Origin of the sequence: Falsiruegeria mediterranea M17 (assembly GCF_900302455.1) — a bacterium.
Lineage (GTDB): Bacteria > Pseudomonadota > Alphaproteobacteria > Rhodobacterales > Rhodobacteraceae > Falsiruegeria > Falsiruegeria mediterranea.
Map to the genome: position 1 here is coordinate 119,274 of NZ_ONZG01000001.1, position 25,373 is coordinate 144,646.

The 25,373-nt window shown below is 59.0% G+C and carries 27 protein-coding genes; 8 read left to right on the forward strand and 19 right to left on the reverse strand.

The window, feature by feature from the left end:
• Positions 1-4: 4 nt before the first annotated feature.
• From TRM7615_RS00600 to TRM7615_RS00625, 6 genes are read right to left on the reverse strand one after another with little or no spacing between them, the layout of a single operon-like run.
• Positions 5-1,051 (reverse strand): alcohol dehydrogenase family protein, encoded by a 1,047-nt coding sequence (locus TRM7615_RS00600; RefSeq protein WP_108785452.1) that lies wholly within the window; start codon positions 1,049-1,051, stop codon positions 5-7.
• A gap of 10 nt (positions 1,052-1,061) precedes the next feature.
• Positions 1,062-1,538: a cupin domain-containing protein gene (locus TRM7615_RS00605; protein WP_108784978.1), complete on the reverse strand. Its 477-nt coding sequence runs from the start codon at positions 1,536-1,538 to the stop codon at positions 1,062-1,064.
• A 21-nt stretch (positions 1,539-1,559) separates the two neighbouring features.
• Complete coding sequence (locus TRM7615_RS00610; RefSeq protein WP_108785453.1) at positions 1,560-4,007, reverse strand: GcvT family protein; 2,448 nt, start codon at positions 4,005-4,007, stop codon at positions 1,560-1,562.
• 12 nt (positions 4,008-4,019) lie between these two features.
• Positions 4,020-4,391 (reverse strand): GFA family protein, encoded by a 372-nt coding sequence (locus TRM7615_RS00615; RefSeq protein ID WP_108784979.1) that lies wholly within the window; start codon positions 4,389-4,391, stop codon positions 4,020-4,022.
• Entirely contained in the window at positions 4,388-5,017 is a 630-nt protein-coding gene (locus tag TRM7615_RS00620) for a LysE family translocator (RefSeq protein ID WP_108784980.1), read from the reverse strand. Before TRM7615_RS00620 ends, TRM7615_RS00615 begins: the two co-directional genes overlap by 4 nt.
• Positions 5,017-5,586, reverse strand: coding sequence for a helix-turn-helix domain-containing protein (locus TRM7615_RS00625; RefSeq protein WP_108785454.1), 570 nt, complete (start codon positions 5,584-5,586; stop codon positions 5,017-5,019). The genes TRM7615_RS00620 and TRM7615_RS00625 overlap by 1 nt, the downstream gene beginning before the upstream one ends.
• Before the next feature lie 128 nt (positions 5,587-5,714).
• Between TRM7615_RS00625 and TRM7615_RS00630 the strand changes: the two genes are divergently transcribed.
• Positions 5,715-6,002, forward strand: coding sequence for a DUF1294 domain-containing protein (locus TRM7615_RS00630; RefSeq protein ID WP_108784981.1), 288 nt, complete (start codon positions 5,715-5,717; stop codon positions 6,000-6,002).
• Here the strand turns inward: TRM7615_RS00630 and msrC are convergent.
• Both msrC and TRM7615_RS00640 read right to left on the reverse strand, forming a co-directional pair.
• Entirely contained in the window at positions 5,982-6,434 is a 453-nt protein-coding gene (msrC, locus tag TRM7615_RS00635) for a free L-methionine (R)-S-oxide reductase MsrC (protein ID WP_108784982.1), read from the reverse strand. The two genes, TRM7615_RS00630 and msrC, sit on opposite strands and share 21 nt — an antisense overlap.
• A 95-nt stretch (positions 6,435-6,529) precedes the next feature.
• A complete protein-coding gene (locus TRM7615_RS00640) occupies positions 6,530-7,702 on the reverse strand; it encodes a thiolase family protein (protein WP_108784983.1) in 1,173 nt (390 codons plus the stop codon).
• Positions 7,703-7,795: 93 nt separating this feature from the next.
• Between TRM7615_RS00640 and TRM7615_RS00645 the strand changes: the two genes are divergently transcribed.
• The 3 genes from TRM7615_RS00645 to TRM7615_RS00655 all read left to right on the forward strand — a co-directional run bounded on the left by TRM7615_RS00645 (position 7,796) and on the right by TRM7615_RS00655 (position 10,398).
• Entirely contained in the window at positions 7,796-8,137 is a 342-nt protein-coding gene (locus TRM7615_RS00645) for an STAS domain-containing protein (RefSeq protein WP_108784984.1), read from the forward strand.
• Between the two features lie 24 nt (positions 8,138-8,161).
• Complete coding sequence (locus TRM7615_RS00650; RefSeq protein WP_108784985.1) at positions 8,162-8,602, forward strand: ATP-binding protein; 441 nt, start codon at positions 8,162-8,164, stop codon at positions 8,600-8,602.
• Between the two features lie 218 nt (positions 8,603-8,820).
• Positions 8,821-10,398 (forward strand): gamma-glutamyltransferase family protein, encoded by a 1,578-nt coding sequence (locus TRM7615_RS00655; RefSeq protein ID WP_108784986.1) that lies wholly within the window; start codon positions 8,821-8,823, stop codon positions 10,396-10,398.
• Positions 10,399-10,433: 35 nt separating this feature from the next.
• Here the strand turns inward: TRM7615_RS00655 and hspQ are convergent, their stop codons facing one another.
• Positions 10,434-10,760 carry a heat shock protein HspQ gene (hspQ, locus tag TRM7615_RS00660; protein ID WP_085797034.1) on the reverse strand — a complete coding sequence of 109 codons (327 nt, stop codon included), beginning with the start codon at positions 10,758-10,760 and terminating at the stop codon, positions 10,434-10,436.
• Between the two features lie 85 nt (positions 10,761-10,845).
• Between hspQ and TRM7615_RS00665 the strand changes: the two genes are divergently transcribed.
• Together TRM7615_RS00665 and TRM7615_RS00670 are read left to right on the forward strand one after the other, a co-directional pair.
• Positions 10,846-11,727 (forward strand): AEC family transporter, encoded by an 882-nt coding sequence (locus TRM7615_RS00665; RefSeq protein WP_108784987.1) that lies wholly within the window; start codon positions 10,846-10,848, stop codon positions 11,725-11,727.
• 77 nt (positions 11,728-11,804) lie between these two features.
• Positions 11,805-12,395: a transglycosylase SLT domain-containing protein gene (locus tag TRM7615_RS00670; protein ID WP_108784988.1), complete on the forward strand. Its 591-nt coding sequence runs from the start codon at positions 11,805-11,807 to the stop codon at positions 12,393-12,395.
• Between the two features lie 40 nt (positions 12,396-12,435).
• Here the strand turns inward: TRM7615_RS00670 and TRM7615_RS00675 are convergent, their stop codons facing one another.
• From TRM7615_RS00675 to TRM7615_RS00690, 4 genes are all read right to left on the reverse strand, one after another.
• The gene (locus tag TRM7615_RS00675) at positions 12,436-13,032 is read right to left on the reverse strand and encodes a LolA family protein (protein WP_108784989.1); all 597 of its coding nucleotides are present in this window, start codon (positions 13,030-13,032) and stop codon (positions 12,436-12,438) included.
• Between the two features lie 42 nt (positions 13,033-13,074).
• The gene (locus TRM7615_RS00680; RefSeq protein ID WP_108784990.1) at positions 13,075-16,065 is read right to left on the reverse strand and encodes a DNA translocase FtsK; all 2,991 of its coding nucleotides are present in this window, start codon (positions 16,063-16,065) and stop codon (positions 13,075-13,077) included.
• 15 nt (positions 16,066-16,080) lie between these two features.
• Positions 16,081-17,262 carry an aminotransferase class I/II-fold pyridoxal phosphate-dependent enzyme gene (locus TRM7615_RS00685; RefSeq protein ID WP_108784991.1) on the reverse strand — a complete coding sequence of 394 codons (1,182 nt, stop codon included), beginning with the start codon at positions 17,260-17,262 and terminating at the stop codon, positions 16,081-16,083.
• Between the two features lie 108 nt (positions 17,263-17,370).
• A complete protein-coding gene (locus TRM7615_RS00690) occupies positions 17,371-18,699 on the reverse strand; it encodes an amidase (RefSeq protein WP_108784992.1) in 1,329 nt (442 codons plus the stop codon).
• 85 nt (positions 18,700-18,784) lie between these two features.
• Between TRM7615_RS00690 and TRM7615_RS00695 the strand changes: the two genes are divergently transcribed.
• Positions 18,785-20,011 carry an FAD-dependent monooxygenase gene (locus TRM7615_RS00695; protein ID WP_108784993.1) on the forward strand — a complete coding sequence of 409 codons (1,227 nt, stop codon included), beginning with the start codon at positions 18,785-18,787 and terminating at the stop codon, positions 20,009-20,011.
• Positions 20,012-20,249: 238 nt separating this feature from the next.
• Here TRM7615_RS00695 and TRM7615_RS00700 read toward each other — a convergent pair whose 3' ends face one another.
• From TRM7615_RS00700 to TRM7615_RS00715, 4 genes are all read right to left on the reverse strand, one after another.
• The gene (locus TRM7615_RS00700) at positions 20,250-20,402 is read right to left on the reverse strand and encodes a Trm112 family protein (RefSeq protein ID WP_181893217.1); all 153 of its coding nucleotides are present in this window, start codon (positions 20,400-20,402) and stop codon (positions 20,250-20,252) included.
• 29 nt (positions 20,403-20,431) lie between these two features.
• Positions 20,432-21,076, reverse strand: a complete 645-nt coding sequence (locus TRM7615_RS00705) for an LON peptidase substrate-binding domain-containing protein (protein WP_108784995.1) — start codon at positions 21,074-21,076, stop codon at positions 20,432-20,434.
• Between the two features lie 26 nt (positions 21,077-21,102).
• The gene (gene trxA, locus TRM7615_RS00710) at positions 21,103-22,020 is read right to left on the reverse strand and encodes a thioredoxin (RefSeq protein WP_108784996.1); all 918 of its coding nucleotides are present in this window, start codon (positions 22,018-22,020) and stop codon (positions 21,103-21,105) included.
• A gap of 102 nt (positions 22,021-22,122) precedes the next feature.
• Complete coding sequence (locus tag TRM7615_RS00715) at positions 22,123-22,911, reverse strand: exodeoxyribonuclease III (protein WP_108784997.1); 789 nt, start codon at positions 22,909-22,911, stop codon at positions 22,123-22,125.
• A 278-nt stretch (positions 22,912-23,189) separates the two neighbouring features.
• Between TRM7615_RS00715 and TRM7615_RS00720 the strand changes: the two genes are divergently transcribed.
• Positions 23,190-23,999: a class I SAM-dependent methyltransferase gene (locus TRM7615_RS00720; protein ID WP_108784998.1), complete on the forward strand. Its 810-nt coding sequence runs from the start codon at positions 23,190-23,192 to the stop codon at positions 23,997-23,999.
• Between the two features lie 158 nt (positions 24,000-24,157).
• Here the strand turns inward: TRM7615_RS00720 and TRM7615_RS00725 are convergent, their stop codons facing one another.
• Both TRM7615_RS00725 and TRM7615_RS00730 read right to left on the reverse strand, forming a co-directional pair.
• The gene (locus TRM7615_RS00725) at positions 24,158-24,478 is read right to left on the reverse strand and encodes a hypothetical protein (protein WP_108784999.1); all 321 of its coding nucleotides are present in this window, start codon (positions 24,476-24,478) and stop codon (positions 24,158-24,160) included.
• A gap of 205 nt (positions 24,479-24,683) precedes the next feature.
• Positions 24,684-25,370, reverse strand: a complete 687-nt coding sequence (locus tag TRM7615_RS00730; protein WP_108785000.1) for a response regulator transcription factor — start codon at positions 25,368-25,370, stop codon at positions 24,684-24,686.
• Positions 25,371-25,373 lie beyond the last annotated feature (3 nt).

Sequence of the window (25,373 nt, forward strand, 5' to 3'; positions counted from 1 at the left end):
CTCCTTAGGGGATCAGCACCAGTTTACCCGGCAGTGTCTTGCTTTCAAAATCTGCCTGGGCCTGCGCGATATCGCGAAGCGGATAGGTTTTCGAGATCAAGGGTCGAATTTTTCCGGCATTCATCAGGCCGACCAATCGGCCAAAAACCTCTGCCGGTTGATAGGTGCAGCCATGGATCGTGATGTCACGCAGGTAAATCTCGCGCAGATCGGCCTGCACCATCGGCCCTGCGATGGCACCAGAGCAGGCATAGTGCCCGCCGGGCTTCAAGGCCAGGATCAAATCGGCCCAAGCCGTTCCACCCACCACATCAATGACCACATCATAGGTGTCATGTGGAACAGGCGCACCACGATCGATCGTGTTTGATGCCCCCTGCCCCAGAACAATCTCGGCCTTGGATGCGCTGGTCACACCCGTCACCGTGGCGCCACGCAGCGCCGCCAGTTGAACGGCTGCCAGCCCAACACCACCCGACGCCCCGGTGATTAGCACCTGATGTCCTGCAGTTACGCCCGCGCGGGTCAACAGGTTCTCGGCCGTTCCAAAAGCGCATGGAATGGCAGCAATTTCCTGATCTGACAGAGGCGAGGTTGAAACGTCATAAAGGTCATCCGCCTCAACCAGGCAATACTGCGCAAATGCGCCATCCATCTCGGACCCCAAAGCAATGAAGCCTTGCGGATGTCCCGGACGCGGGCGCGGCAGGTTGATTGGACAGGTGACGCGTTGACCCGGCTCAAAACCGGCATCCTCTCCAACAGCCACCACATGGCCGCACAGATCACCGCCCTGAATGCGAGGAAACGCCAGTGCGCCGCCCCATCCGCCAGCATCGACGTCCTGATCCACATCCGAGGTGGCCCCGACCACATCCGACGAATACCAGCCCACGCGCGTATTGATATCCGTATTGTTCACGCCTGCTGCGGCGACGCGCACCAGAACTTTACCAGGTCCGGGCGTTGGCACGGGGATATCCGTACGCCATTCCAGCACCTCTGGCCCGCCGTGGCCGGTCAGATACACGCCTTGCATTGTCGCGGGCAAATTCAACGACTCAGTCCTTGTCATCAGGGTGAACTGGGACCGGACCCAACTGGACGATGTCATACTTGGCGTTCAGGGCGGCCATCTTTGCCTCATCAGCAAAATCGGCCTCGGTCATTGTCGCCAACTCGGCCAAAAACAGATCAAACCCCGATGGTTGAAAGATCATCAACATCCGGGCCGGTTCGCCGTGAGCTACCCGGCACGCATGCGGCACGCCCGGTGGCACGTGCAGCGTCGCCCCTGCCCCACACCGATGCCAATCGCCATCGACGTAGAAATCGATCTCGCCCTCCAGCACATAGAAAGTCTCGGCGTGGGTGTCGTGACGGTGCAACCCCAAAGCAAAGGTAGCCTTGAGGTTGTCTTCCATCAATGTGTACGCCCCACCCGATTGCTCGGACGAGACTTTGACAAAGGTATGGTCATTCTCCCAGTCATAGTTCGGGCCTTCTCCGGCCCGGTTCAGAGTGTAATGTTCGGCCATACCTTGTCCTTTCTCAGAGCATCATGCGCGCAGACGCTCGTTTGCGGGATCCCACAGCGGTTGGTCTTCTTGTACCACGGCGCGACACTTCTGACCGTAGATTTCGACCTCCAGCTCGGTGCCCGGCTGAGCCAACTCAGCGCGAACCATGCCCAGCGCGATGGACTTGCCAACGCGGTAGCCCCAGCCGCCACTGGTGGTTTCGCCAACGATCTCATCGCCCGACCAGACGCATGACATATAGGGCGCATCAGCATCCCCGGCCTCAACCGTCAGTGTGACAAAGGACTTCTTCACGCCCTGCTGCTTTTCGTTCTGGATTGCAGCCTTGCCGGGGAAATCCTGCGGTTTGTCGAGTTTGACGAACCGGCCCAGACCACCTTCGAGCAGTGAGTAATCGGTGCTCAGATCACCTTTCCACGCACGGTACCCTTTTTCCAGACGCAAGCTGTTCAGCGCGTACATGCCGAATGGCTTGGCACCCGCCTCCAGGATGGCTTCGTAGATTGCGGGCATGTCTTCGACCAAGGCGTGGACTTCCCAGCCCAGCTCACCCGCGAACGACACGCGCACCAGATGCGCGGGACGGCCCGCCACGGTGGCAGCCTGATGGGTCAGCCAACCGGTCGAAAGATCAGCGTCCGACATGCCAGCCAGCAGATCGCGCGATTTCGGTCCGGTCACGATCAGGGTGTCGCGGGTGGTGGTGACGTCAACAACCGACACACCGACGGGCATTGCATTCACCAGCAGGTCGCGGTCATGCCACTGTGCGGTTGCGGCGGTGATCATCACGAACTCGTCCTCGCCCAGACGCATGCACGACATCTCGGTCAGGATGCGGCCGCGGCTGTCCGAGACATAGACCAGATTGATCCGGCCCACTTTGGGCAGACCACCGGTGACCAGACCGCGCAGCGCCTCGGCAGCGCCTTCGCCGCTCAGATAGAACCGCGAGAAGCCCGGCAGGTCGAGCACGCCCACGCCATCGCGCACGGCTTCACACTCTTCCTTGATGCGCTGCTCCCACGGACCCGAGCGGCCCCAGGTGTGCGTTGCTTCCAACGAAGTGTCGTCGCCCGGCTGCGCGAACCAGTTGGCACGTTCCCAGCCGTTGTAAGCGCCCATGACGCCACCGAGCTCTTTGACCTTGGCGTGAACCGGCGACAGCTTTTTGTCGCGCGCTGCTGGCCATTCGTGGTGAGGGAAGTGCATGGCGTATTCGTTGCCGTAAACTTCCATACCCTTTTGGTTGCAATAGTCCTGATCGGTGTAGTCGGTGTAGCGGCGTGGGTCGACCGCCCACATGTCCCATTCGGTGTGACCGTCAACGATCCATTCCGCCAGCACCTTGCCAGCACCACCACCCTGAGCAATGCCGAACGTGAAGGTGTGCGCCTCAAACGCGTTTTTGACGCCTGGCATTGGGCCGATCATCGGCAGACCATCGGGCGCATAGGGGATCGGGCCGTTGATGACGCTGCTGACACCGGAAGTCTGCATCAGCGGAACCCGCTCCATCGCGTCGGTCACGATGTCCTCGATCCGGTCCAGATCTTCCTGCCACAGCTGGAAGCTGAAATCCTCGGGCATCTTGTCGTCGGCGGTCAGCCAATGACCTTTGCAGTTCGGCTCATACGGGCCCAAGTTGTAGCCGTGCTTTTCCTGACGCAGGTAGTACGACACATCCACGTCACGGATCAGGGGCAGCTTGCCGCCGTGTTCCTTGGACCAGGCCTCGACCTCGGGGATCTGCTCGGTCAGCAGGTATTGGTGCTCCATCACCATTGACGGAACAGTACGGCCACCGAAGGGCAGGAACCATTCGCCAATACGCTGTGCATAGTAACCGGCTGCGTTGACCACATAATCGCAATCGATGTCGCCCTTTTCGGTGTGCACGGTCCAGGTGCCATCATCGTGCTGCGTCACACCAGTTGCCGGGCAGAAGCGGATGATCTTTTGACCCATGTCGCGCGCGCCTTTGGCCAGCGCCTGGGTGACCTGCGCCGGGTCGATGTCACCGTCGGACGGATCCCACAAAACACCTGCCAGGTCATGTGTTTCCAGGAACGGATAACGCTCTTTCGCCTCTTCCAGCGTCCACATCTCCATCTCGATGCCCTGATAGCGGCCCATCGACATGGCGCGTTCGAATTCCTGCATCCGCTCTTTGGTGTGCGCCAGACGGATCGAACCCGACTGGTGATAGTTCATCGGGTAATCAACCTCTTCGGCCAGCCCCGAATAGAGCTCGGTCGAATAGCGCTGCATGTTCATGATCGACCACGAGGTCGAGAACGTGGGCACGTTGCCCGCAGCATGCCAGGTGGACCCGGCCGTCAACTCGTTCTTTTCGAGCAGAACGCAGTCGGTCCAGCCTTTTTTGGCCAGATGATACAGCGACGAACAGCCAACAACGCCGCCGCCGATGATGACCACACGGGCCTTGGTTGGGAAATCAGACATGATGCTCCTCATTCAGTCCTTTTGCGGCAAACCGTCCGCAATGTCGTAATAATCGCCTTTGGAGGCGGTGAAGATGTGCTTGGACAGTTTCAGGCCCGTAGGCCCATCCACTGCGCCAAGCGCAAAGCTTGTTGTGTCTTCGTCGTGGGCCTTCCAGAACAGGAACGACCCGCAACGCGGGCAACTGCCGCGTTTGGCCAGATCGCTGGCGTGGTACCAGCTGACATCTCCGGTGATCGTCAGTTCGGTGTCGAGCACATAGGCCGACGACCAGATGCCACCCGATTGCTTGCGGCACTGTCCGCAGTGGCACATCGAGGTACCCTGCGGCGTGGCCTCGGTTTCAAAGCAGATATCTCCGCACAGGCACGATCCTTTGATCATCGGGTTCCCCCTGTTTGCGGCATGCCGCTGGCCCCCAGTAGCACCCCATAGATGATAAAACAGACGGCCATGACGCGGCGCACCGTGGTGTTGAACACGGCCCCCAACGCGGCCCGCCCCATGATTGCCCCCAACACGGTGAAACCTGTGTAACTGAGTGCCGTGAGCGCCAGAGCAGTCGGCATGATCACTGTCATCTGGCCCCAGATCGGCACCTCCGGTTGAACAAACTGCGAGAACGCCGCCAGATAGCCAGCAACGCTCTTTGGGTTGATCGTCGCCACGGCCAAAGCGTGCAGATAGACCTGCCGCGCCGGGCGCACTTCGGTCGGTGCAGGTTTGGTGGCATTGATCCAGCCGCGAATGCCCAGGTAGATCAGGAACCCGGCCCCAATCAGCTTGGCCACAAAAAAGGCGGTCGGAGAGGTGGCGATCAAGGCAGTGACCCCAAGTGCAGAGAGGACCAGAAACGCACAGGCCTGCGTGAGGATCGCCAGCACTCCGACCATGGCCCGCGCAAACGGCAGGCTCATCCCGTTGGAAATGCAATTCACCGCGTTTGGTCCTGGCGTGGTCACAAAGACCAGCCAGAACAACGCGAATATGGTCCAGGCCTCAAAGCTCATCAGTACACCGGTGGCGCGATGACCCAGACGGCCACGGCAGGCTCGTCATAGGGGTTGGACCATTGGTAAGGCTCGTGTTTGATCCGAAAGCTATCGCCCGGACCAACTGTAAAGGTGCGGTCGCCGATCATCAGGTCCAGACGGCCTGACACCATGTACCCCACTTCCTGTGTTGGACGGTTGGCCGGTTTCTGCATTCTGGACTTTGGACGAAAGGTGGAATGCACCATTTCGAAATCATCGGTCAGATCGGGGGAAAGCAACTCTTCTATCAGACCCTCTTCGCCTGCCCCCATAGGACGACGGGTGCCCGCACGCACGATGTAGCCCTGCTCGCTAGCAGGGGCCGCAGAGTGCGCAAAGAGCATCGACATCGGCACGCCAAGACATTCGGCAATCTGACGCAGATCGGAAATCGACGGGTCCGACATGTCGCGCTCAACCTGGCTGAACCAGCCAACAGACCGCCCCAGCTGCCCGGCGATATCGGTAAGGGTCAGCCCCCGCGCCTTGCGAAGCGCACGAATATCCGCACCCAAAGTGGCGCTTTGCGGGGCCTGACTGTTCACCAATCGCTCCTCTCACGGTCCGTGAAAATTATTTCTCGTTTTTCACGATCACCCGAATCAATGAAAAATCCAAGTGTTTTTTCACGGGGATTGAAACTTTCTGATTGCTGCCTCATGTGTGCGGGCACATGGAACAGAACTCACTCCTCTGGAACGCCATCATTTATGTCTGGGCCGTCAATGGCTTGACCCTGGTGCTTTTTGCCTGGGACAAGCTGTGCGCGCGTTGGAAGTGGCGCCGCGTTCCAGAACACTTTCTGCTGTGGTTGGCGGTTTTGGGCGGCTCTCCGGCGGCGTATCTGGCGCGCTGGCTGTTCCGACACAAAACAAAAAAGCGGCCATTTTCACGATGGCTGCTTTCGATTCTGTTGTTTCAGATCACTGCGGGCGTGATTTTAGCGGGCAAATACCTGTGACAGGATGGATGTCAGGGCATCCGCATCTTCCTGGGTGAAGGCATCCGGTTGATCGCTGTCGATATCAAAGACGGCAATCACCTCGCCCTTGGCATTGAGGACTGGCAGCACCAGTTCGGACCGGGTCGAGGTGGCACATGCAATGTGGCCTGGAAATGCCTCAACATCCGGAACCAGCTGAACCTCGCCCGTCCGCGCGGCCGCCCCGCAGACACCCCGTGCAAACGGGATGACCAGGCACCCGTGACCGCCTTGATACGGGCCGATCTTGAGTAACTCGGGCTCGGTCACGCGGTAAAAACCGGTCCAATCGAACCGATCGTCCGAATGGTGCACCTCGCATGTCACCGTGGCCATCAGGGCAACTTCGTCTGTTTCACCCTCAGTCAATGAGGCGATTGTAGTGGCCAGAGTGTCATAATTCGCGCGCATGTCGTGCTCCGCTTTTGAAGGGGGTCGGGGGCCGTTGCCCCCTCTTGAGCCAAAGGCTCAATTCACCCCCGCCGTATTTGAAACGAGAAGAAGCGTCAAACCCGCTCGATCGCAATCGCCGTGCCTTCTCCGCCCCCGATGCAAATCGCTGCGATCCCACGCTTGAGACCGCGCTTTTCCAGAGCGTTCAGTAGCGTGACCATGATCCGCGCGCCCGAGGCACCGATCGGGTGGCCCAGCGCACAGGCGCCGCCGTTCACATTCACCTTGTCGCGCGAAAGACCCATTTCGCGCATGAACGCCATGGGAACCACGGCAAAGGCTTCGTTGACCTCCCACAGATCGACGTCCCCGGTCGTCCACCCCAAGCGATCGAGCAGCTTTTGCGCGGCCGGGACCGGAGCCGTCGTGAACAGGCCGGGTGCCTGAGCGTGACTGGCATGACCCAGGATGCGCGCCCGAATGGTGAGGCCCTGCTCTTTGGCCGCCTCCGCTGAGGCCAGCACCAGAGCCGCCGCGCCATCCGAGATCGAAGAGGCGTTGGCCGCAGTCACCGTTCCGTCCTTGCGAAAGGCCGGTTTCAACGTGGGGATCTTGTCAGGGCGTGCCGATTTCGGCTGTTCGTCCGCGTCGACAATCACCTCTCCCCTGCGAGACTTGAGTGTCATAGGCGCAATTTCCCCATCGAACGCACCGCTGTCTTGCGCCTCGAGTGCATTCGAGAGGGACTTGAGCGCGTATTCGTCCTGTGCCTCGCGGGTGAACTGATAGGTTTCGGCGCAGTCCTCGGCAAAGGTTCCCATTAGGCGGCCTTTGTCATAGGCGTCTTCGAGCCCGTCAAGGAACATATGATCGATCACCTGACCATGGCCAATGCGGGCACCGCCGCGCATCTTGGGCAGCAGATAGGGCGCATTGGACATGCTTTCCATCCCGCCCGCAATCATCGTATCCGCGTGGCCTAGGGCGATCTGATCAAAGGCCACCATCGCCGCTTTCATGCCCGATCCGCACATCTTGTTCAGGGTTGTCGCTGGCACCTCTTCGCCCAAGCCCCCGGCAAATCCGGCCTGGCGTGCGGGTGCCTGCCCCTGCCCGGCCGGCAGAACGCAGCCCATCAGAACTTCGTCCACCGTATCTGCTCCGGCGCCGGACAAGGCGGCGCGAATCGCTGCTCCACCCAGTTCTGCGGCCTCGACCCCGTCAAATGCGCCCTGAAAACCACCCATTGGCGTACGTGCGGCCCCGGCGATGACAACCTCTTTCATGAACTCCTCCTCCAAAGTCCTGATAATGAATACTGATTGGTAAGAATTGTCACTTACCCTACGGCCACGACAAACGCCACCTGAGGAATAGTCATGAGCCTGACAAGCACCGTAACCGATCACGTGCGGATCATCACCGTGAACGCGGATCGCATTGACGCCGCGATGGCCATCCAGTTCAAGGAAGACATGCGAACCGAGACCGAAGGGGGGCCGGATCGGGTCATTTTGGACTTGTCCACGGTGAACTTCATCGATTCCAGCGGTCTTGGCGCGATTGTAGCTTCGATGAAGCAGCTGGAGGCAAACCGCTCTCTGGATCTGGCCGGCCTGACCCCTGTGGTCGACAAGGTCTTTCGCCTTACGCGCATGGATACCGTGTTCAACTTGTTTCCGTCTCTGGACGACGCTCTGGCAGCTACCGCAGACCACTAATTTCAACGGATCGGAGGCGGCACCGTGACCGAAACTGGGAAGCGAGGCAAATTTGCCTTATCCTTTCGAGCGACCGAGCTGGAAGCGCGCAGTGGAATCTGCACAGTGGCGCAGGAACTGCGGCTACAAGGCGTATCCGAAGAAACAGCAGGCGATATCGAGATTGCCTTGGCAGAAGCCATCAACAACATCGTGGAACACGCCTATGCAGGTGTCGAACCAGGTCAAATTCGGGTGATCTGTTCCTTCCAGCAAAGCCGCCTGGATATCAGGATATCCGACAAGGGTGTGCCCCTGCCTGCCAGTGAGCTGCCTGAAGGGGCCCCGGCGATCATCACCGAGAACAAGCAGGACCTGCCCGAAGGAGGATTCGGTTGGTTCCTGATCAGGCAACTGACCAGCGATATTCGCTATGATCGCCTGAACGGTCACAATCGCTTGTCCATGGGATTTGACCTGACCTGAGAGCCGCGCGCCACATTAACGCCTTATTCGCTCCGCACTCGCGCCGCAAACCGCCAGCATAACAGAGTTGTAGCTGCAAATTGGCTTCCCTCGGTGTTGCGCGTAACAGCCCCCACCCAGTGCGCGACACCGAGGACTACCCCCCAATAAAATGTCAGCGTGATTGACCTTCGCCGCGCGCGATTTAATGTCGTGCCCGAGAGAAGGGAGATCCAAACATGCGTGATTTTCACATGCCGGGCCGGTCCGAGGTTCTGGCGACAAACGGGATGTGTGCAACATCGCACCCCCTAGGGGCTCAGGTGGCCATCGACACGCTCAAGCGCGGCGGCAATGCCATGGATGCGGCCATTGCCGGGGCGCTTGTCCTGGGCATTTGCGAACCGCAGATGACGGGGATCGGCGGGGATTGCTTTGTTTTGTATTCGGACCCAAAGTCCGGCAAGGTCCACGCCCTGAACGGCTCGGGCCATGCGCCCGCCGGAGCATCCGCGGATCGCTTGCGGGACGCCGGGCACAGCGCCATTCCCCTCACCAGCCCGGATGCCGTGACCATTCCACGCGCAATTGATGCGTTCTGCCACCTGTCTGAAACCGTTGGCACGCTGGGTTTGGACGCCATTCTGCAACCTGCAATTCATTATGCCGAGCACGGCGTGCCTGTGGCGGCACGCGTGGCTTTTGACTGGGCCAATGATGCCGATACGTTGCAGGGCAGCGCGCGCGCAAAATACCTGTCGAATGGTGCACCTTTCCAACGCGGAGAGATCTTTCGTGCTCCGGGACAGGCCGGAGTTTTACGCCGACTCGCTCAACAGGGGCGTGATGCGTTTTATACCGGAGAAATCGCCGATGACATGGTCGCTGCACTTCAGGCGGTTGGCGGGGCCCACACGGTTGCGGATTTTGCCGCCACCTGTGACATGTCCACCGCGCCGATCAGCGGCGCTTACAAGGGCACAGACCTGATCGAGCATCCACCGAATGGCCAAGGCGCAACGGCGATATTGATGCTCAACATCCTCAGCCAGTTCGACATCGCAGGCATGGACCCGCTGGGAACTGAACGCGTGCATATTGAGGCCGAGGCCGCAAAACTGGCCTATGACGCCCGCAACCGCTTCATAGCCGATCCGGACCACACGTCACGCCTGGACCATATGCTGTCCATGGATACGGCGAAAAAACTGGCGGCCCTGATTGATCCGAACCGCGCAATGGCCGCCCCGGCAGATATCAGCGAAGCAGTGCACAAGGACACGATTTACATCACGGTTGTTGATCGGGATGGCATGGCTGTTTCGTTGATCTACTCGATCTTCCACGGTTTCGGATCCGGTATCGCGTCGGATAAGTTTGGAATCCTGCTGCAAAACCGCGGCGCAGGTTTCACCTTGCAGCCCGGACACCCCAACGAACTGAGTGGCGGAAAACGCCCGATGCACACGATCATTCCTGGCATGCTGGCGGAAAACGGACACGTCACCATGCCGTTTGGGGTCATGGGCGGCGGCTATCAACCCAACGGACACGCCCGGTTCCTCAGCAATCTCGTCGATTTTGGGATGGACCTACAACGGGCCGTAGACGCCCCGCGCGCCTTTGCTGATGGCGCGGTGACCAAGGTCGAGCGTGGGTACAGCGATCAGGTGCGGCAGGAATTGGCAGACATGGGGCACACCGTCGTCATCCCCGACACCGCCATCGGCGGTGCTCAGGCCATCCGCATCCGCGATGACGGCGTCCTGGAAGGCGCCAGCGATCCCCGCAAGGATGGGTGTGCTTTGGGCTATTGATACAGTCCGTCTCGCCCGGTCACGGGCGGGACACCTCAATTCAACTGAAAGTGAAGCGGATACGCGCCGTCTTGAAATGGTCCGAACATGTCGGGAATGTCCGGATGATCCACTGGCTCACCGGAATAATCCGCAACAAGGTTCTGTTCAGACACGTATGCAACGTAATAGCTTTGGTCGTTTTCAGCCAAAAGGTGATAGAACGGCTGGTCCTTCAGCGGTCGGCTGTCTTCGGGAATCGCCTGATACCATTCCTCGGTATTGGCGAATTCCGGATCGACATCAAAAATCACTCCGCGAAACGGATGACGCTTATGGCGAACCACTTGGCCCAAATGATATTTTGCGCGCGTTTTTAGCATTGCAGTTTCAGCCCCCGTGTCCTGTTACTACCCCTAACGCGACACATTTGTCCAACAATTGTACCGAAATTTAGGGAAACAGTCTGTGAACCTTGCCTTGACAGTCCTGGAAATTGTGGCCCCGGTTTTTATGCTGGCGGCAGTTGGATTTACTTGGGTGAAACTGGGATTCGAATACCGGATTCAGTTCATCACGCGCTTTGCCATGACGCTGGCCGTGCCCAGTCTGATCTTTGTTGCACTCATGCAGACCGAGATTTCGGGCGATGATCTGGGCGTGTTTACCGTGGCGACCGTTGTTGGCAACCTGGTCCTGTCCGTGGTGTTCTGGGTTTTTGTAAAACTCACGCGCTTGAATCAGCGCACGTATTTGTCACCCTTGGTTTTCGGTAACACCGGCAACTTGGGCCTACCGCTGTGCATCTTTGCCTTTGGCGATCCGGGGCTGGGATATGCTGTCGTCTTTCTGTCCGTGACCGCGCTGTGGTCTTTCACCTATGGGATCTATCTGGTCGCCGGTCAGGGCTCGTTCGGCAAGGTCGTGCGCGAGCCAATGGTCTGGGCGACGATCCTGGGTGCGCTGTTCCTTTGGCAGGGGTGGGAGACGCCAACCTTCCTAACCAACGGGTTGAGCTTGATGGGGCAGATGGCGGTGCCAATGATGCTGATCACCCTGGGCGTGGCCGTGGCCCGGCTAACACCGGGCAACATCGGGCCTGCGATTGCCCTGTCAGTTGTCAAGCTGATCGTTTGTGTCGCGTTGGGCTGGGGCGTGGCTGAGTTTTTTGAGCTGGGCAAGGTCGCCGCTGGCGTCCTGATCGTACAATTCGCAACGCCCGTCGCCGTCACCTCGTACCTATTGGCCGAGCGTTTCGGGGCCGATTCCAACTCTGTCGCTGGGATGACTGTGGCGTCCACGGTGTTGTCGATATTGGCGATGCCCGCTGTTTTGGCATTTGTGCTGTGACCTGACGATCTACCCGCGAATGTGATTTGCGCACCTGCTAAAATAAGTTAATATCTTGCAAAAAAGGCAAGAGGCAGATGAGCAGATCTCTTTGCGTGTTGATGGTCGTGTTGCTGGTGGCAGCTTGCGGCGGCGGGTCAAAGTCCCCTCCGCGCAATCTGGACAATGCCTGCAGCATTGCCAAACAGCGCCCGGATTACATAAAGGCGTTCAAGAAAACGGAACGCAAATGGGGCGTGCCCGTACACGTCCAGATGGCGACGATCTATCAAGAGAGCCGCTATCGGTCAGACGCGCGCACCCCGCACAAATACGTTTTGGGCGTGCTGCCGATGGGCCGTCAAAGCAGTGCATATGGCTATAGCCAAGCGTTGGACGGCACGTGGGATCAATACAAGAAGGAAACTGGCAATCGCCGGGCCCGCCGCGACCGGATGCGCGATGCATCAGATTTCATCGGCTGGTACATGGCCAAGAGCAATTCACGCAACGGCATTGCCATGACCGACACCCGCAACCAGTATCTGGCCTATCACGATGGGCACACGGGCTATGCGCGTGGCACCTATCGGAGCAAATCCTGGCTTCTACGCACTGCCGACCAAGTCGCTGCACGGGGCGAGATGTACCGCAAGCAGCTCAATACCTGCGGACGTTTCAAATACTGAGAATGAAGGTGCCCCTGCGAACACGGGGGCACAGATCCATCTAGCGATTTGATGAAACGCCAGGTTCTCCGTCGATGAACAGGTTTTGGTTCAGGCTGTTGCCCTTGGTCAAAGGCCCCAGAATGACCGTGGTGCGTGACCCTGCGCCATCGTGCACAACCCATTTGCGCAGCTCGACCGGATCGCCGGTGAACAGCAGATCGATCCGCCCATAGTCTGGGTTTTCCGGGTCCTGTGCCGACACGATGGTCGATGTCCCGTCAAAGTCATGCCCAACAACCATTCCGGCCCGTGCCAGATCGACGTTGCGCGCCAGAATGATCGACAGCGGAGTTTTGCTCAGCGGGTATTGTTCGGGCGGTTGGTTCGATTTGGGATCGTGGATGATCACCGTCCCCCCTTTTGCCACCACGACCGCACTGTCAGGAGGGTCATATTCGAACCGCATCCGACCGGGACGCTGAAGCCACAGTTTCCCGGTGGACAGCGACCCATCGTCGTTGATTTGGGTCATCGTGGTCTGAACGGTTTTCAGCCCATTCAGATAAGTCGAGATATCCGACAAGGGCAGTTTTTCGGCTGCCCAAGCCGCCGGAGCGGCAAGGGTCACCGCAATGGCAAAAGCGAACTGTTTCATGATCCCTAGATAAGCACCCCAGACCGGAATAAAAGCCCGAACTTATTGTTGTTCGGGCACCAGGATTTCACGTTTGCCTACATGGTTTGCAGGCGAGACTAGCCCCTCTTCCTCCATCTGTTCGACCAGACGCGCGGCTTTGTTGTAGCCGATCGCCAGTTTACGCTGGATGTAGGATGTCGAGCATTTGCGGTCTTTGATCACGATGGCCACCGCAGAGTCATACAATGCATCTTCGCCATTGGTGTTGCCGCCCGTGTTCAAACCCAGAACTGCGTCGATGTTGTCAGCCTTTTCGTCGTCCGGACCATCAACAACGCCGCTCATGTATTCGGGCGGGCCAAAGGCCTTGAGGTGGTTGACGATCTCTTCGACCTCTTCATCGGACACAAACGGACCATGGCAACGGGTGATCTTGGCTCCGCCCGCCATGTAGAGCATGTCGCCCATACCCAGCAGTTGTTCAGCGCCCATTTCACCAAGGATGGTTCGGCTGTCGACCTTGGACGTCACCTGGAACGAGATCCGGGTGGGAAAGTTTGCCTTGATCGTACCGGTAATCACGTCCACCGACGGGCGCTGTGTCGCCATGATCAGGTGGATGCCGGACGCACGCGCCATCTGAGCCAGACGTTGAATACAGGCCTCGATCTCTTTACCCGCAACCATCATCAGATCGGCCATCTCATCGACGATGACGACGATATAGGGCAGCGCCTTGGGTTCGAACTCTTCCGTCTCGAACACGGGTTCGCCGGTGTCATCGTCAAATCCGGTCTGTACCGTGCGGCTGAACATCTCGCCCTTGGCCAGCGCCTCGCGGACGCGGCCGTTGTAGCCTTCGATGTTGCGGACACCCATCTTGGACATCTTGCGATAGCGATCTTCCATCTCGCCGACCGTCCACTTCAGTGCCACAACCGCCTTTTTGGGGTCGGTCACAACCGGGGACAGCAGGTGCGGGATGCCGTCATAGACCGACAATTCCAGCATCTTTGGGTCGATCATGATCAAGCGGCATTCATCCGGCGTCAGCTTATACAGCAGCGACAGGATCATGGTGTTGATCGCCACCGACTTACCCGAACCAGTGGTACCCGCAATCAGCAGGTGAGGCATCTTGGCCAGGTTGGCGACCACAGAATCGCCGCCGATGTTCTTGCCCAAGGCCAGCGGCAAGCTCATGTTGCTGTCGCCGAAATCGCGGGACGCCAGAATTTCGCGCAGAACGACCTTTTCACGGTATTCATTGGGCAGTTCAATGCCGATCACAGAACGTCCCGGCACGGTCGAAACGCGCGCCGACAGGGCCGACATGGAACGTGCGATATCGTCGGCCAGGCCGATGACACGGCTCGCTTTCAATCCGGGAGCAGGTTCCAACTCGTACATTGTGACGACAGGGCCGGGGCGGACACTTACGATCTCGCCCTTGACGCCATAGTCGTCCAGCACGTTTTCCAGCATCCGAGCGTTTTCTTCCAAAGCTTCGTCGCTCAGATGATGGCGCTGAATTTCAACCGGGTTTTCCAACAGGCTGAGCGGCGGCAGTTCGAACTGGGTCGCGGCTTCCTCAAACGCCAGAGTGGGCTGTGCTTCGGCCTGTGCGCGGCGCGACGGCTGCGGTGCTTTGCGCGCGGGTTGTTCGACAACTGCCTTGCGGGGTTGGGCCACGGGAATGGGTGCCGCGATAGGCGCGGCAAGTGGCACGGACTGCGGTACAGGTACGGGTTGCGAAACGGGTGCGGGTTCAACCTCGGCCGTGTAGTCCATCGGCACATAGTCGTCTGGCACCGGCTGCAGCGCGGGCTCTTCGACGTGGATCGGCTGTGGTTGCACGGGCTGTGGTTGCACGGGCTGTGGCTGCATCTGCTGAGCGTGAACTGGCGAAGCAACCGTCTGTGATGCCGTCAGCGGCGGTTCGGCTGGGAAATCGCCACCTGCTGTCGGGTCCAGAACCAGCGGGTCCGGCCCACGTCCTCGGCCCTTGGTCAGGGGGCGTGCAGGGTCCGGCTGCGGCTGAACAACGCCAGCGGCTTCTTTGCGGTTGCGCACGACCTGAGCAATCTTGGATTTGATCCGGTCATCCCCCGGCATGGCCTGCTCGCCCGCAACGGGCTGCGGCTCAACCAACTCGGGTTCCGGCATTGGTTCGGGTCGGCGGATCAGGCTGGGCATGCGCGACAGCAACCCGCCCTTCGACTCGGCTGCGGGAGCAGGCGCGGGTTCCGGCTCAACATAAGGTTCAGGCTCGATCACCGCCTCGGCCTCGGCAGCTTGAGCAGCAAGGGCGGCTTGTTCTGCGGCCACACGGGCGGCTTCCTTACGTTCAGCGCGCAAGGCCTGACGTTCGCGGGCGGCATGAACGGTGGCGGATGCCCCCTGCCCCAGCAATGTCATCACCGCGCCATAGGCCATGATGATGCCAATCACGAACCGGCGCAGGCCGAACCGCACATCGTTGCGGCTGAAGCCCAGAACGAAAACGCCCATGGAGACCATGGCAATTGCTGCCAAGATCGACACGATCTTGACTAGGAAATGCAGACCAACGGGCAAAAGCAGCAAGAAAACACTCAGGAAAAAGTCGCCGCCAGCGCCACCCAGGCTGTATTGGTGCGTCGCCAGCCACTTATCACTGGGGGTCAGAGAGGCAGCATAGATGGCAATGGTCACCAGCCAGAAGGGCGACAGAACCAGCGGCCAGAAAAACCGATCCTCACCCTTGTGCAGTGCCAGGCGCAGGCCCCAGGCAATGGCAAAGACGGGAATGCCCCAACTGGCCATACCCATGATCAGCATCAGAACACCGGCAATCCAAGCGCCCATGCGGCCCATCCAGTTCTGGATCGGCGCGTCAGTGGACACCATCCAATTGGGGTCTTCGGGCGTGTACGACCCCAGCATCGCGGCAAAGGCCAATCCGACCAGAACCAGAACGATCCCTGCCAGCTCTTTGCCGCGCCTTTCAATGGCCGCCTGCATGTTGCTGTCCAACAACGGATCGCGACCGCGTGCGTTATATGATGCCATGCCTACCCTCGAACCTCATCCGTAAATGCAGTCGCGAAGTGTTTCCAACCCGCGCTGCAATTCTGTTTTTGGGGCCACCATTGCGACCCGAATATATGTCTCGCCCGGGTTTTGGCCCGGTTCGCCTTGCGCCAGATAAGCACCGGGCAGCACCCGCACGCCTGTCTGTTGCCACAGCTTCAACGCCGCCTGCTCTCCGTCATCGACGGGCAACCAAAGGAAGAAGCCTGCTTCGGGCGACTGATAGCCTTGCACACCGGCCATGACCTGATCAGCAATGGCGTATTTTTCCTGGTAGAGGCGGCGGTTTTCCGCGACGTGCGCCTCATCCGCCCAGACCCTTGCTGCCGCCATCTGCAACGGCATCGGCAGCGGTGCACCCGAATAGGCGCGCAACTGCTTGACCCGCGCGATCGTCTCAGGCCCGCCTGCAATCAGACCGGACCGCAAGCCAGCCAGGTTCGACCGCTTCGACAGAGAGTTGAACAGCGTGATCCGTTCCGGATCAGCACCCAGCTCTTGCGCGACGGTCAGGATGCCCACCGGAGCCTCGTCGCGGTAGATCTCGGAATAACACTCGTCCGCAAAAATGCGGAAATCGAACCGTTCCGCCAGCCCGATCAGTTCAGCCCAATAGTCCCGACTTGCCACCGCGCCCTGCGGGTTGGCAGGCGAGCAGATGTAAGCCGCAGTGGTGCGGTTGAGCACCTCGTCGGGCAGACCTGCGTAGTCGGGCAGATGGCCCGTAGCCGCTGTAGCGGCGACAAACACAGGCTCGGCCGCGACCGAAAGCGCCGCCACCATGTAGACCTGATAAAACGGATTCGGGCACAGGATGACCGGCTTTTGGCCGTTCTTCGTTTCTGGACACAACGCCATTGCGGCGTTGTAGAGCCCCTCGCGCGTGCCATTGAGCGCCATCACTTGGCTGTCGGCATCCGTCTGCACACCATAGCGGCGGTCAATCCAATCAGCGATGGCGCCGCGCAACTCGGGCATACCGTTGTTGTCGGGATAGCCCCGGAACCCGGCGGCGTTTTCCATGATGACATCCGTCACCCACTGCGGGAAATCATGTTTGGGCTCGCCAATGGTCATGTGCACGACATCGCCGCCCGGATCATGATGATCGAGCAACGCGCGCAGACGCGGGAATGCATAAGCCGGAAGGTTCGAAAACCGCTCGGGGAAATTCATCTCAACTGCCTCAATACCGGGATCATTCGCGCCCCGTTTGAGACCAAATTACAGATCACACCCCGCTTCGTCCAGACAAAGCATTGCCGTGATTGGCAATTGTGGCATTCAGGTCAGCGCCGCCTCGGCTGCCGCACCGACCCGCAGCAGCGCCTCTTCGCAGTCAGGCAGCGCCATCAGCATGATACCGCAGCTCGGCGTACCCGTGGGCAATGTCAGCGCTGAAAGCCCCATCAGATTGCCAATGCGCGTATTCCTGAGCGCCAACAGATTTTCGGTGACGTAATAGTCATGGTCACTTTCCAACCGCGACAGATTCGGCGGCAGGATCGGAGAGGTCGGTGCCAGAACCGCGTCATACCCCGCAACGGCAGCATCCCAAGCCGCGCGGCAGCTTTCCAAAGCTGCCCACGCCGCCACATAATCGGGGCCTGAAAAATTGCGCCCTGCCTGAAACCGCTCCCGAATCTCCGAAAACATCGCATCGGGGTTGGCCTCGATCACATCGCGCCACAGACCGTAAGCCTCGGCCGTATAAAGCGCGCCGGTCAACGCCATGGCCTGCTCCACTTCCGGCACCTCGATCGTATCGATAGAGGCACCCGCAGCCTCCAACCGGCGCACAGCATCATCAAACGCCTGGCCGGGGACATCGCGCAAATCGTTCAAAGCCACGGTTTTCAGAACCGCAAAGCGCCGCCCAGTGAGCGACGCACCACGCAAGTCCGCAGGCACCCCACCTTCGAGCATAGCCAACATCTGCGCTGCGTCCTCGACCGAGCGGGCGAGCGGGCCGACCGTGTCAAACCGCAGGCAAAGCGGCACAACGCCTTCCAGGCTGACGCGCCCCGACGTGGTCTTGAGCCCCACCAAATCGTTCCAGGCCGATGGAATGCGAACCGACCCACCCGTGTCCGAGCCGATCCCGCAGGCCGCCAGATTGAATGCGACCGAGGCCCCTGCCCCGGACGACGACCCGCCAGGCACCGCAGCTTCATCATGCACACAAGGCGGCGTTGCGGTGATCGGGTTATAGCCCAAGCCGGAAAACGCCAGTTCAGACATATGCGTCTTACCCAAACAGACCGATCCGGCCGCAGTTGCGTTCTGCAACACCAGCGCATCGGTGTCCGGCACGCGCCCCTTGAGCAGGGCCGACCCCGCCTCGGTTCCAACATCGGCCGTATCGAACAGGTCTTTCCAACTGATCGGAACCCCATCCAGCAACGACAGGCGGCGGCCAACTTTGGCACGTTCTGCGGCCGCCTTGGCCTCGACCAGCGCGCGGTCGTGGGTCACGCGGGCATAAATCCGGTCGCGCAGGGGGTGGGTATCGATGGCATCCAGATAGGCTTGCGCCAACTCAAACGGATCAATCTCGCCCGCAGCAATTCCACGCCCCAGATCGCTTGCCGTCATTTTCAGCCAGTCGTCCATCTCATCCTCCCCAACTGCTTTGGGTGCGACGGTAGCGACAGCGTTCCGCATGGACAATCCCGAAAGGCTGCGCATATTGCACCTCATGGATATGACATCGGATATCGTGATTGTTGGCGGCGGTCTGAATGGCCCTGCATTGGCTTTGGCTCTGACCGCAACCGGGCACAGCGTGACCGTGATCGACGCTTTGCCTGTCAAGACACGCAAGAATGCTGCCTTCGACGGGCGGTCTTATGCTTTGGCCCTGGCCTCGCAGCGGCTGTTGCAAGCAATCGGCGTTTGGGAGGCTGTCGAAGACCACGCTCAACCGATGCTGGAGATCAAGGTCACCGACGGGCACGCAGGTGCTGGCCCCTCGCCCTTCTTCATGCATTTCGACCATGCTGAGCTTGAAGAAGGGCCAATGGGCTACATGGTCGAGGACCGCCACCTGCGCCGTGCGTTCATGGATGTAATGGCGGCCGATCCGATGATCACTCAGATCAACGGCAAATCGGTGGTTGCGCAAGAGGTTTCGCAAGCAGGTGTTTCGGTCACACTGGACGACGGAACCGAGGTCACTGGCAAGCTGCTGGTGGGGTCTGATGGTCGCAAAAGCGGCACCGCCACGCGTGCAGGCATCAAGCGAACCGGGTGGGACTATGGGCAAACGGCCCTGGTCTGCGCCATCGAGCATGAACTGCCGCATCACGGAGTCGCGCACCAGTTCTTCATGCCCCCCGGACCGCTCGCCATCCTGCCACTGACAGGCAACCGCAGTTCGATCGTATGGAGCGAGCGGACCGAGATGGCGCATCGCATCAATGCGATGGAGCCCGAAGACTATATGCAAGTGCTGCGCCCGCGGTTCGGCAATTTTCTGGGGCAGATCAAACTAGCAGGCAACCGGTTCACCTATCCACTGAACCTGACCGTGGCGAACTCATTTGTCGGAGACCGGCTGGCGCTGGTTGGTGATGCGGCCCACGGCATGCATCCAATCGCAGGGCAGGGTTTGAACGCAGGTCTGCGGGATGTGGCTGCCCTGGCCGAGGTGCTGACACTCGCCGGGCGGCGGGGTGAGGATCTGGCCTCGCAGCTGGTTCTGGAGCGGTATCAACAGTGGCGACGGTTCGACACGGCCACGCTGGCATTGGCCACGGATACATTCAACCGGCTGTTTTCAAACGACAACCCGCTTTTGCGACTTGGGCGCGATATAGGCATGGGGATCATTGGATCACTGCCCGGACTAAGACGTGGCTTTGTACGCGAAGCCGCGGGTTTGACCGGAGACTTGCCAAAACTGATGCAAGGCCGGGCGATCTGACAGGCGACATAGCGCGTTTGGTTTTCGGGAACTCTCCCGCCCGTCGATCAGACATCAAAGATGCCCTCCTCCCGTTGGGCCGGGCCTCGCTGCGCTCGGCGGTTGGGATTCATGGTAAAACAGATGCCCCAAACAAGACCGCGCCTGGCAACGCCCAGGGCACGGCCCAAGGCCGTTAGCGGGGCTGACGAAGTCAGGATCGCGCGGGTGCGGGAGCGCCACCGGAGTCGCAGCACCCTCAGTCGAGTTCGCGCGCCTCGTCCTGCAACATAACCGGGATACCGTTGCGGATAGGATAGGCCAGGCCCGCAGATTTCGAGATCAGCTCTTGCCGCTCAGCATCATATTCCAGCGTTGTCTGGCTCATCGGGCAGACCAGCACTTCAAGCATGCGGCGGTCAAACGCCTGGTTCTGTTCGTTCACTGTAGTGTTTCCTCATTCCCATCTCCTCCCCGCAGGGCAAATTCGATCAGTGTCACCAGCGTCTCGCGCCGTGTGGTCAAACAAGGTGCCTCAAGTAGCGCCTGCTTTTCCTCGGGGTCGAAATCCAGCAGCATGGACAGGGAATTCACGAGCAATTCGTCATCCGCGTCCTTGAGCGTTTCCCAATCTGTAGACAGATCCCGCGCCGAAAAGAATCGGTGCAACAGGTCCAAGAATTCAGAACGATCAAAACGGCCGGCGGCCTCGCTGCGCCCCAGGTCGCGATCAAACCCGTTCCAGCACACCTGACAGCGGCGGTAGGGCGTGAACCCTTCGATCTCGCTCTTGACCCGGAAGCGCGATACGCCGCTCAGCGTGATCATGTAGCGGCCATCCTCTGTCTCGGAGAACTGCGTAACGCGACCCGCACAGCCAATCATGTGCAATTTATCCGAACATGCAGGGCTCGGGTTTGGTTGAACCATTCCGATCAGGCGCTGAGGCGTCTTCAGCGCATCGTTCAGCATCTGAAGATAGCGCGGCTCAAAGATATGAAGTGGCAGCCGGGACCGGGGCAACAAGAGCGCCCCAGGCAGTGGAAACACCGCGATCGTGTCCGGCAAATCGGCGGATTGCATCATATACCGATACTAGCCCTGAATTATTTTTAGGCAAATATCATCGAGCTGAGCTTGCGCCGTCCGTTCAAAACCACCGGATCATTGGGCTTGAGCGCATCAAAGATCGTGAAGAGCTGTGTCTTGGCCGCGCCATCGTTCCACTCACGATCCCGGCGGAAGAGCTCCAACAATTGCGCGACCGCTTCCTCGACGTTGCCATTTGCATGCAGCGCCAGCGCCAGATCAAAACGGGCCTGGTGATTGTCTGGCTCTGCCTCGACATCCGCACTCAGCTCGGCCACAGGGCCAGCATCCGCAGCCTGTTTGGCCAGCTCGAGCTGCGCGTGCGCGGCTTCCAGCTCGGGCGTATCCGAGATTTCGGCTGGGGCACCATTCAGGATGGCCTCGGCCTGATCCAAATCGTCCAGCGTGATATGCGCGCGCACCAAGCCGCCGTATGCGGCGGCGTGATTGGGATCTTCGCCGAGGATAGCGGCAAATGTCTGTGCCGCATCCACGGCCGCACCGCTGGTCAGCATCTCTTCGGCGGCTTCAACCGCTTCGTCCAATTGACCACCAGGAGATTCACCGCCTGCCGCAGCAATGACACGGTCCACAAACGCCTTGATCTCTGACCCTGGCAGCGCGCCCTGAAACCCATCGACCGGCTGCCCCTTGAAGAACGCATAGACCGTCGGGATCGACTGGATCTGCAACTGGCCCGCGATCATCTGCGCCTCGTCGACGTTAATCTTGACCATCTTGACCGCGCCCTTGGCGGCAGTCACCGCCTCCTCGAGCATCGGACCAAGCGTCTTGCAGGGGCCGCACCAGGGGGCCCAGAAATCCACGATGACCGGCACCTCTTGCGAAGTTTCGACCACGTCAGCCATGAATGTGGCCTCAGAGCCGTCTTTGATCAGATCCGCGGCGGGGGCGCCGCCTGCGCCGTTGAGAATATCCATGACGTGCCTCTTTGGGTTCAAACTTGGCCTTATATGCCGTCAGTCGGGCCGGAAACCAAGTGGGGGAAGGCCTGTTTGCTCAAATTACAGGCGCTCTTTGTATTAAAGATCGAAAGTCGCGAAAACCGGCGCATGATCGCTGGGTTTTTCCCAGCCGCGCGCGCCGCGCAAGACACGGCTGGAGTGGCCCGCGTTCGAGATATCCCCCGTGGCCCAGACGTGATCCAGACGCCGCCCCTTGTCGGCCGCGTCCCAGTCACGGGCGCGGTACGACCACCAAGAGTACAGGTTACCGTCAGGAATATCCTGTCGGGTTATGTCAACCCAACCGCCTGCATCCTGTGTTTCGGCGAGATGCTCAACCTCGATTGGGGTGTGACTGACCACCTTGAGCAGTTTCTTGTGGTCCCAAACGTCATCTTCGCGCGGGGCGATATTCAGATCGCCAACCAGGATTGATTTCTTCATCTGCTCAGATTTGAACCAATCCCGCATGTCAGTGAGATAGTCCAGCTTCTGCCCGAACTTCTCGTTTTTCTCCCGGTCGGGCACGTCGCCACCTGCTGGCACATAGAAGTTGTGAACCGTGACGCCATTTTCCAATGTCCCGGCGATATGGCGGGCATGGCCCAGGTCGGCAAAATCCTGACTGCCGGCCTCGACCATCGGGATGCGAGACAGAATGGCGACACCGTTGTAACCCTTTTGCCCGCGCGCAACCACATGCGTGTAACCAAGCGCGGCAAAACCCTCCATCGGGATCTTGTCCACCGGGCTTTTGCACTCTTGCAGGCACAGCACATCGGGCGCCTCTTCCTCGAGCAGTTTCAGCACGATCGGCTCGCGTAGACGCACCGAGTTTATGTTCCAAGTAGCCAGCGTAAAGGGCATGAGATTGTTTCCTTTGTCCCAATAGACGCAAACTAACTCGGAGCGACACCAGGTACCATCCGAAATGATGCGCTATCGGGCTGTGTTTTTGAGACATCATAGAAGTGCCCGAAACCACAGAGTACCGCTCAACATGCCCCGACTGAACACTGGATGTGCTGTGCGGCTTGCCGAAACACGCAGTGAGGTAAAGCAGATGGATACTTTGAAAAGAAGACTGCTACCGATATGGGTAGATAGGTAAAAATCTACATGGCTTCAATTTCCAAGGCATCTACATGGTCTCCAAGTTTCGAGCATTGAAAGTCGCTACCGCGTTGAGAACCGTAGATCTGCTCATTCGATACACTCCACTCTTTGCCCACAAAGACGCTCCGCCCAATGTTCTAAACCTTGCTGGCGGCGGCGATTTCACAACCGTTGGTGACGCAAACATCGCGGCGTTGGTTTCTCTGGCTGATCTGTCGGCTGGGGATGATACTCTTGAGATCGGATGCGGAATTGCGCGAAACGCGTACGCCTTGCACCGAAAGTTCGGCGACAGCGTTACTTACGCAGGATTCGATGTCATGAAATTTTGCATCAGCTGGTCAAACAAGTACTTCGGTGCTGACAAACCCAACTATTCCTTTCGTTATTCAAATATGACCAATTCAATGTATAACCCTTCGGGGGAAATCGCTCCTTCAGAGTACGATTTTGAGTACCCTGACGCGTCTTTTGACCTGGTGTTCGCAACGTCAGTTTTTACGCACATGCAAGAGCCGGACTTTTACCACTTTGTGAATGAAGCTCTGCGAGTTCTCAGGCCAAATGGTCGTTTCTACTTCACGGCATTTCTATGGGACGACGATGCAGAGCGCGCGACAAAAAGCGGAGAAGCCGCTTTTTCCTTTAAGTACCAAGCACAGGATTCACGACTTGATAACAGGGAGGTACCTGATGCAGCCGTCGCTCATTCACGCAGCAAGCTTTTGGCGCACCTCGACACTCTGGGGGGCCAACCTCCTTTGATCATAAACGGAGGTTGGAGGCGTAAGATCAACAAGCAGTTTCAAGACTGCGTTCTGATACGAAAAGCACAGTAAGTTATTTCGAAGTTCCCTTCTCTGGCCCAATAGCAAACAAGATACCCGACGCCGCGATACGCGAATGAACCGAACAGCTAAGGTGAAAGTATCGCCATCAGCCCGCCCAGACAGAATGCGCACTGGGAAGTGCACCATAAGAAACAGTCTGGCGTTGTTTAATTCTTGCGCTCAGCCCTGGCTTGTCGCATCGCACCGCCGGTGCCGGTAATCCGCAAGTTTTTACCGTTGTCCAGCAATTCGACGTCCGCTTTTTCCAACTCGCCAGCCCAACCATGTTTAGTGCGTTCCAGTGCAGTGGTTTCCGCACCATCGCTCAAACGGCTCCACACCATTTCGGTGCAATCGGCATTCACAGTGAAATCGCCGTAAACACCGTGCTCGCTGAAGGCGTAATCACCCGAGGCCCACGGGCAGGCAAAAGCAGCACCAGAAAGCGTCAAGGCGCCAACAAAAGTAATCGTCGAAAAGAGTCTCATGGGGGTATCCAGTGTTGTGAAATTCAGATGCTCAAAAGATAGCGCAGAATTTCAAATCGTCACAGCACCCCACCGGACAAAAAAAAAGACCGGGCACAAGGCCCGGCCCAGTCCAACAGGGAGGTACATGTCATAACCCGGACATGTGCGGGATAGTGCGACCCTAAAGATGCAGCGCAGGTGCTGCTTTGATCTGGGTCAATACTCAGGCCACCAGACGGTAGCCGCCGGACTCAGTCACCAGCAGGCGCGCGTTCGACGGATCAGGCTCGATCTTTTGACGCAGGCGATAGATGTGAGTTTCCAGCGTGTGGGTTGTAACACCTGCGTTGTAGCCCCAAACCTCGTGCAGCAGCACATCACGCGCCACGACACCATCCGTCGAACGGTAGAGGAACTTGAGGATGTTCGTCTCTTTCTCAGTCAGGCGGATCTTGCGGTCGTCATCGGTGATCAGCATCTTCATCGCGGGTTTGAATGTGTACGGCCCCAGCGTGAATACAGCATCCTCAGATTGCTCGTGCTGGCGCAGCTGTGCACGGATACGGGCCAGCAGCACCGGGAACTTAAAGGGTTTGGTGACATAATCATTGGCGCCCGCGTCCAAACCCAGGATGGTGTCGGCATCGCCGTCATGCCCCGTCAGCATAAGGATCGGGCTTTTGACACCCTGTTTGCGCATCAAGCGACACAGCTCGCGCCCGTCGGTGTCGGGCAGGCCAACGTCGAGGATCACCAGATCATACAGCGCCTCTTTGACCCGCTCCATGGCGCTTTGGCCGTCGTTTGCTTCGAATACGTCGAAATCCTCGGTCATCACGAGCTGTTCGCTCAGCGCTTCGCGCAGGTCTTCGTCGTCATCCACCAGCAAGATCTTTTTCAGCTGAGCCATCGT

What these genes read in the sequence shown, in the direction of transcription:
- TRM7615_RS00605 (WP_108784978.1), bottom strand. Translation starts at nt 1,538, where the DNA reads ATGGCCGAACATTACACTCTGAACCGGGCCGGAGAAGGCCCGAACTAT.
- TRM7615_RS00610 (WP_108785453.1), bottom strand. Translation starts at nt 4,007, where the DNA reads ATGTCTGATTTCCCAACCAAGGCCCGTGTGGTCATCATCGGCGGCGGC.
- TRM7615_RS00615 (WP_108784979.1), bottom strand. Translation starts at nt 4,391, where the DNA reads ATGATCAAAGGATCGTGCCTGTGCGGAGATATCTGCTTTGAAACCGAG.
- TRM7615_RS00620 (WP_108784980.1), bottom strand. Translation starts at nt 5,017, where the DNA reads ATGAGCTTTGAGGCCTGGACCATATTCGCGTTGTTCTGGCTGGTCTTT.
- TRM7615_RS00630 (WP_108784981.1), top strand. Translation starts at nt 5,715, where the DNA reads ATGGAACAGAACTCACTCCTCTGGAACGCCATCATTTATGTCTGGGCC.
- msrC (WP_108784982.1), bottom strand. Translation starts at nt 6,434, where the DNA reads ATGCGCGCGAATTATGACACTCTGGCCACTACAATCGCCTCATTGACT.
- TRM7615_RS00640 (WP_108784983.1), bottom strand. Translation starts at nt 7,702, where the DNA reads ATGAAAGAGGTTGTCATCGCCGGGGCCGCACGTACGCCAATGGGTGGT.
- TRM7615_RS00645 (WP_108784984.1), top strand. Translation starts at nt 7,796, where the DNA reads ATGAGCCTGACAAGCACCGTAACCGATCACGTGCGGATCATCACCGTG.
- TRM7615_RS00655 (WP_108784986.1), top strand. Translation starts at nt 8,821, where the DNA reads ATGCGTGATTTTCACATGCCGGGCCGGTCCGAGGTTCTGGCGACAAAC.
- hspQ (WP_085797034.1), bottom strand. Translation starts at nt 10,760, where the DNA reads ATGCTAAAAACGCGCGCAAAATATCATTTGGGCCAAGTGGTTCGCCAT.
- TRM7615_RS00670 (WP_108784988.1), top strand. Translation starts at nt 11,805, where the DNA reads ATGAGCAGATCTCTTTGCGTGTTGATGGTCGTGTTGCTGGTGGCAGCT.
- TRM7615_RS00675 (WP_108784989.1), bottom strand. Translation starts at nt 13,032, where the DNA reads ATGAAACAGTTCGCTTTTGCCATTGCGGTGACCCTTGCCGCTCCGGCG.
- TRM7615_RS00680 (WP_108784990.1), bottom strand. Translation starts at nt 16,065, where the DNA reads ATGGCATCATATAACGCACGCGGTCGCGATCCGTTGTTGGACAGCAAC.
- TRM7615_RS00685 (WP_108784991.1), bottom strand. Translation starts at nt 17,262, where the DNA reads ATGAATTTCCCCGAGCGGTTTTCGAACCTTCCGGCTTATGCATTCCCG.
- TRM7615_RS00690 (WP_108784992.1), bottom strand. Translation starts at nt 18,699, where the DNA reads ATGGACGACTGGCTGAAAATGACGGCAAGCGATCTGGGGCGTGGAATT.
- TRM7615_RS00695 (WP_108784993.1), top strand. Translation starts at nt 18,785, where the DNA reads ATGGATATGACATCGGATATCGTGATTGTTGGCGGCGGTCTGAATGGC.
- TRM7615_RS00700 (WP_181893217.1), bottom strand. Translation starts at nt 20,402, where the DNA reads ATGCTTGAAGTGCTGGTCTGCCCGATGAGCCAGACAACGCTGGAATAT.
- TRM7615_RS00705 (WP_108784995.1), bottom strand. Translation starts at nt 21,076, where the DNA reads ATGATGCAATCCGCCGATTTGCCGGACACGATCGCGGTGTTTCCACTG.
- trxA (WP_108784996.1), bottom strand. Translation starts at nt 22,020, where the DNA reads ATGGATATTCTCAACGGCGCAGGCGGCGCCCCCGCCGCGGATCTGATC.
- TRM7615_RS00715 (WP_108784997.1), bottom strand. Translation starts at nt 22,911, where the DNA reads ATGCCCTTTACGCTGGCTACTTGGAACATAAACTCGGTGCGTCTACGC.
- TRM7615_RS00720 (WP_108784998.1), top strand. Translation starts at nt 23,190, where the DNA reads ATGGTCTCCAAGTTTCGAGCATTGAAAGTCGCTACCGCGTTGAGAACC.
- TRM7615_RS00725 (WP_108784999.1), bottom strand. Translation starts at nt 24,478, where the DNA reads ATGAGACTCTTTTCGACGATTACTTTTGTTGGCGCCTTGACGCTTTCT.
- TRM7615_RS00730 (WP_108785000.1), bottom strand. Translation starts at nt 25,370, where the DNA reads ATGGCTCAGCTGAAAAAGATCTTGCTGGTGGATGACGACGAAGACCTG.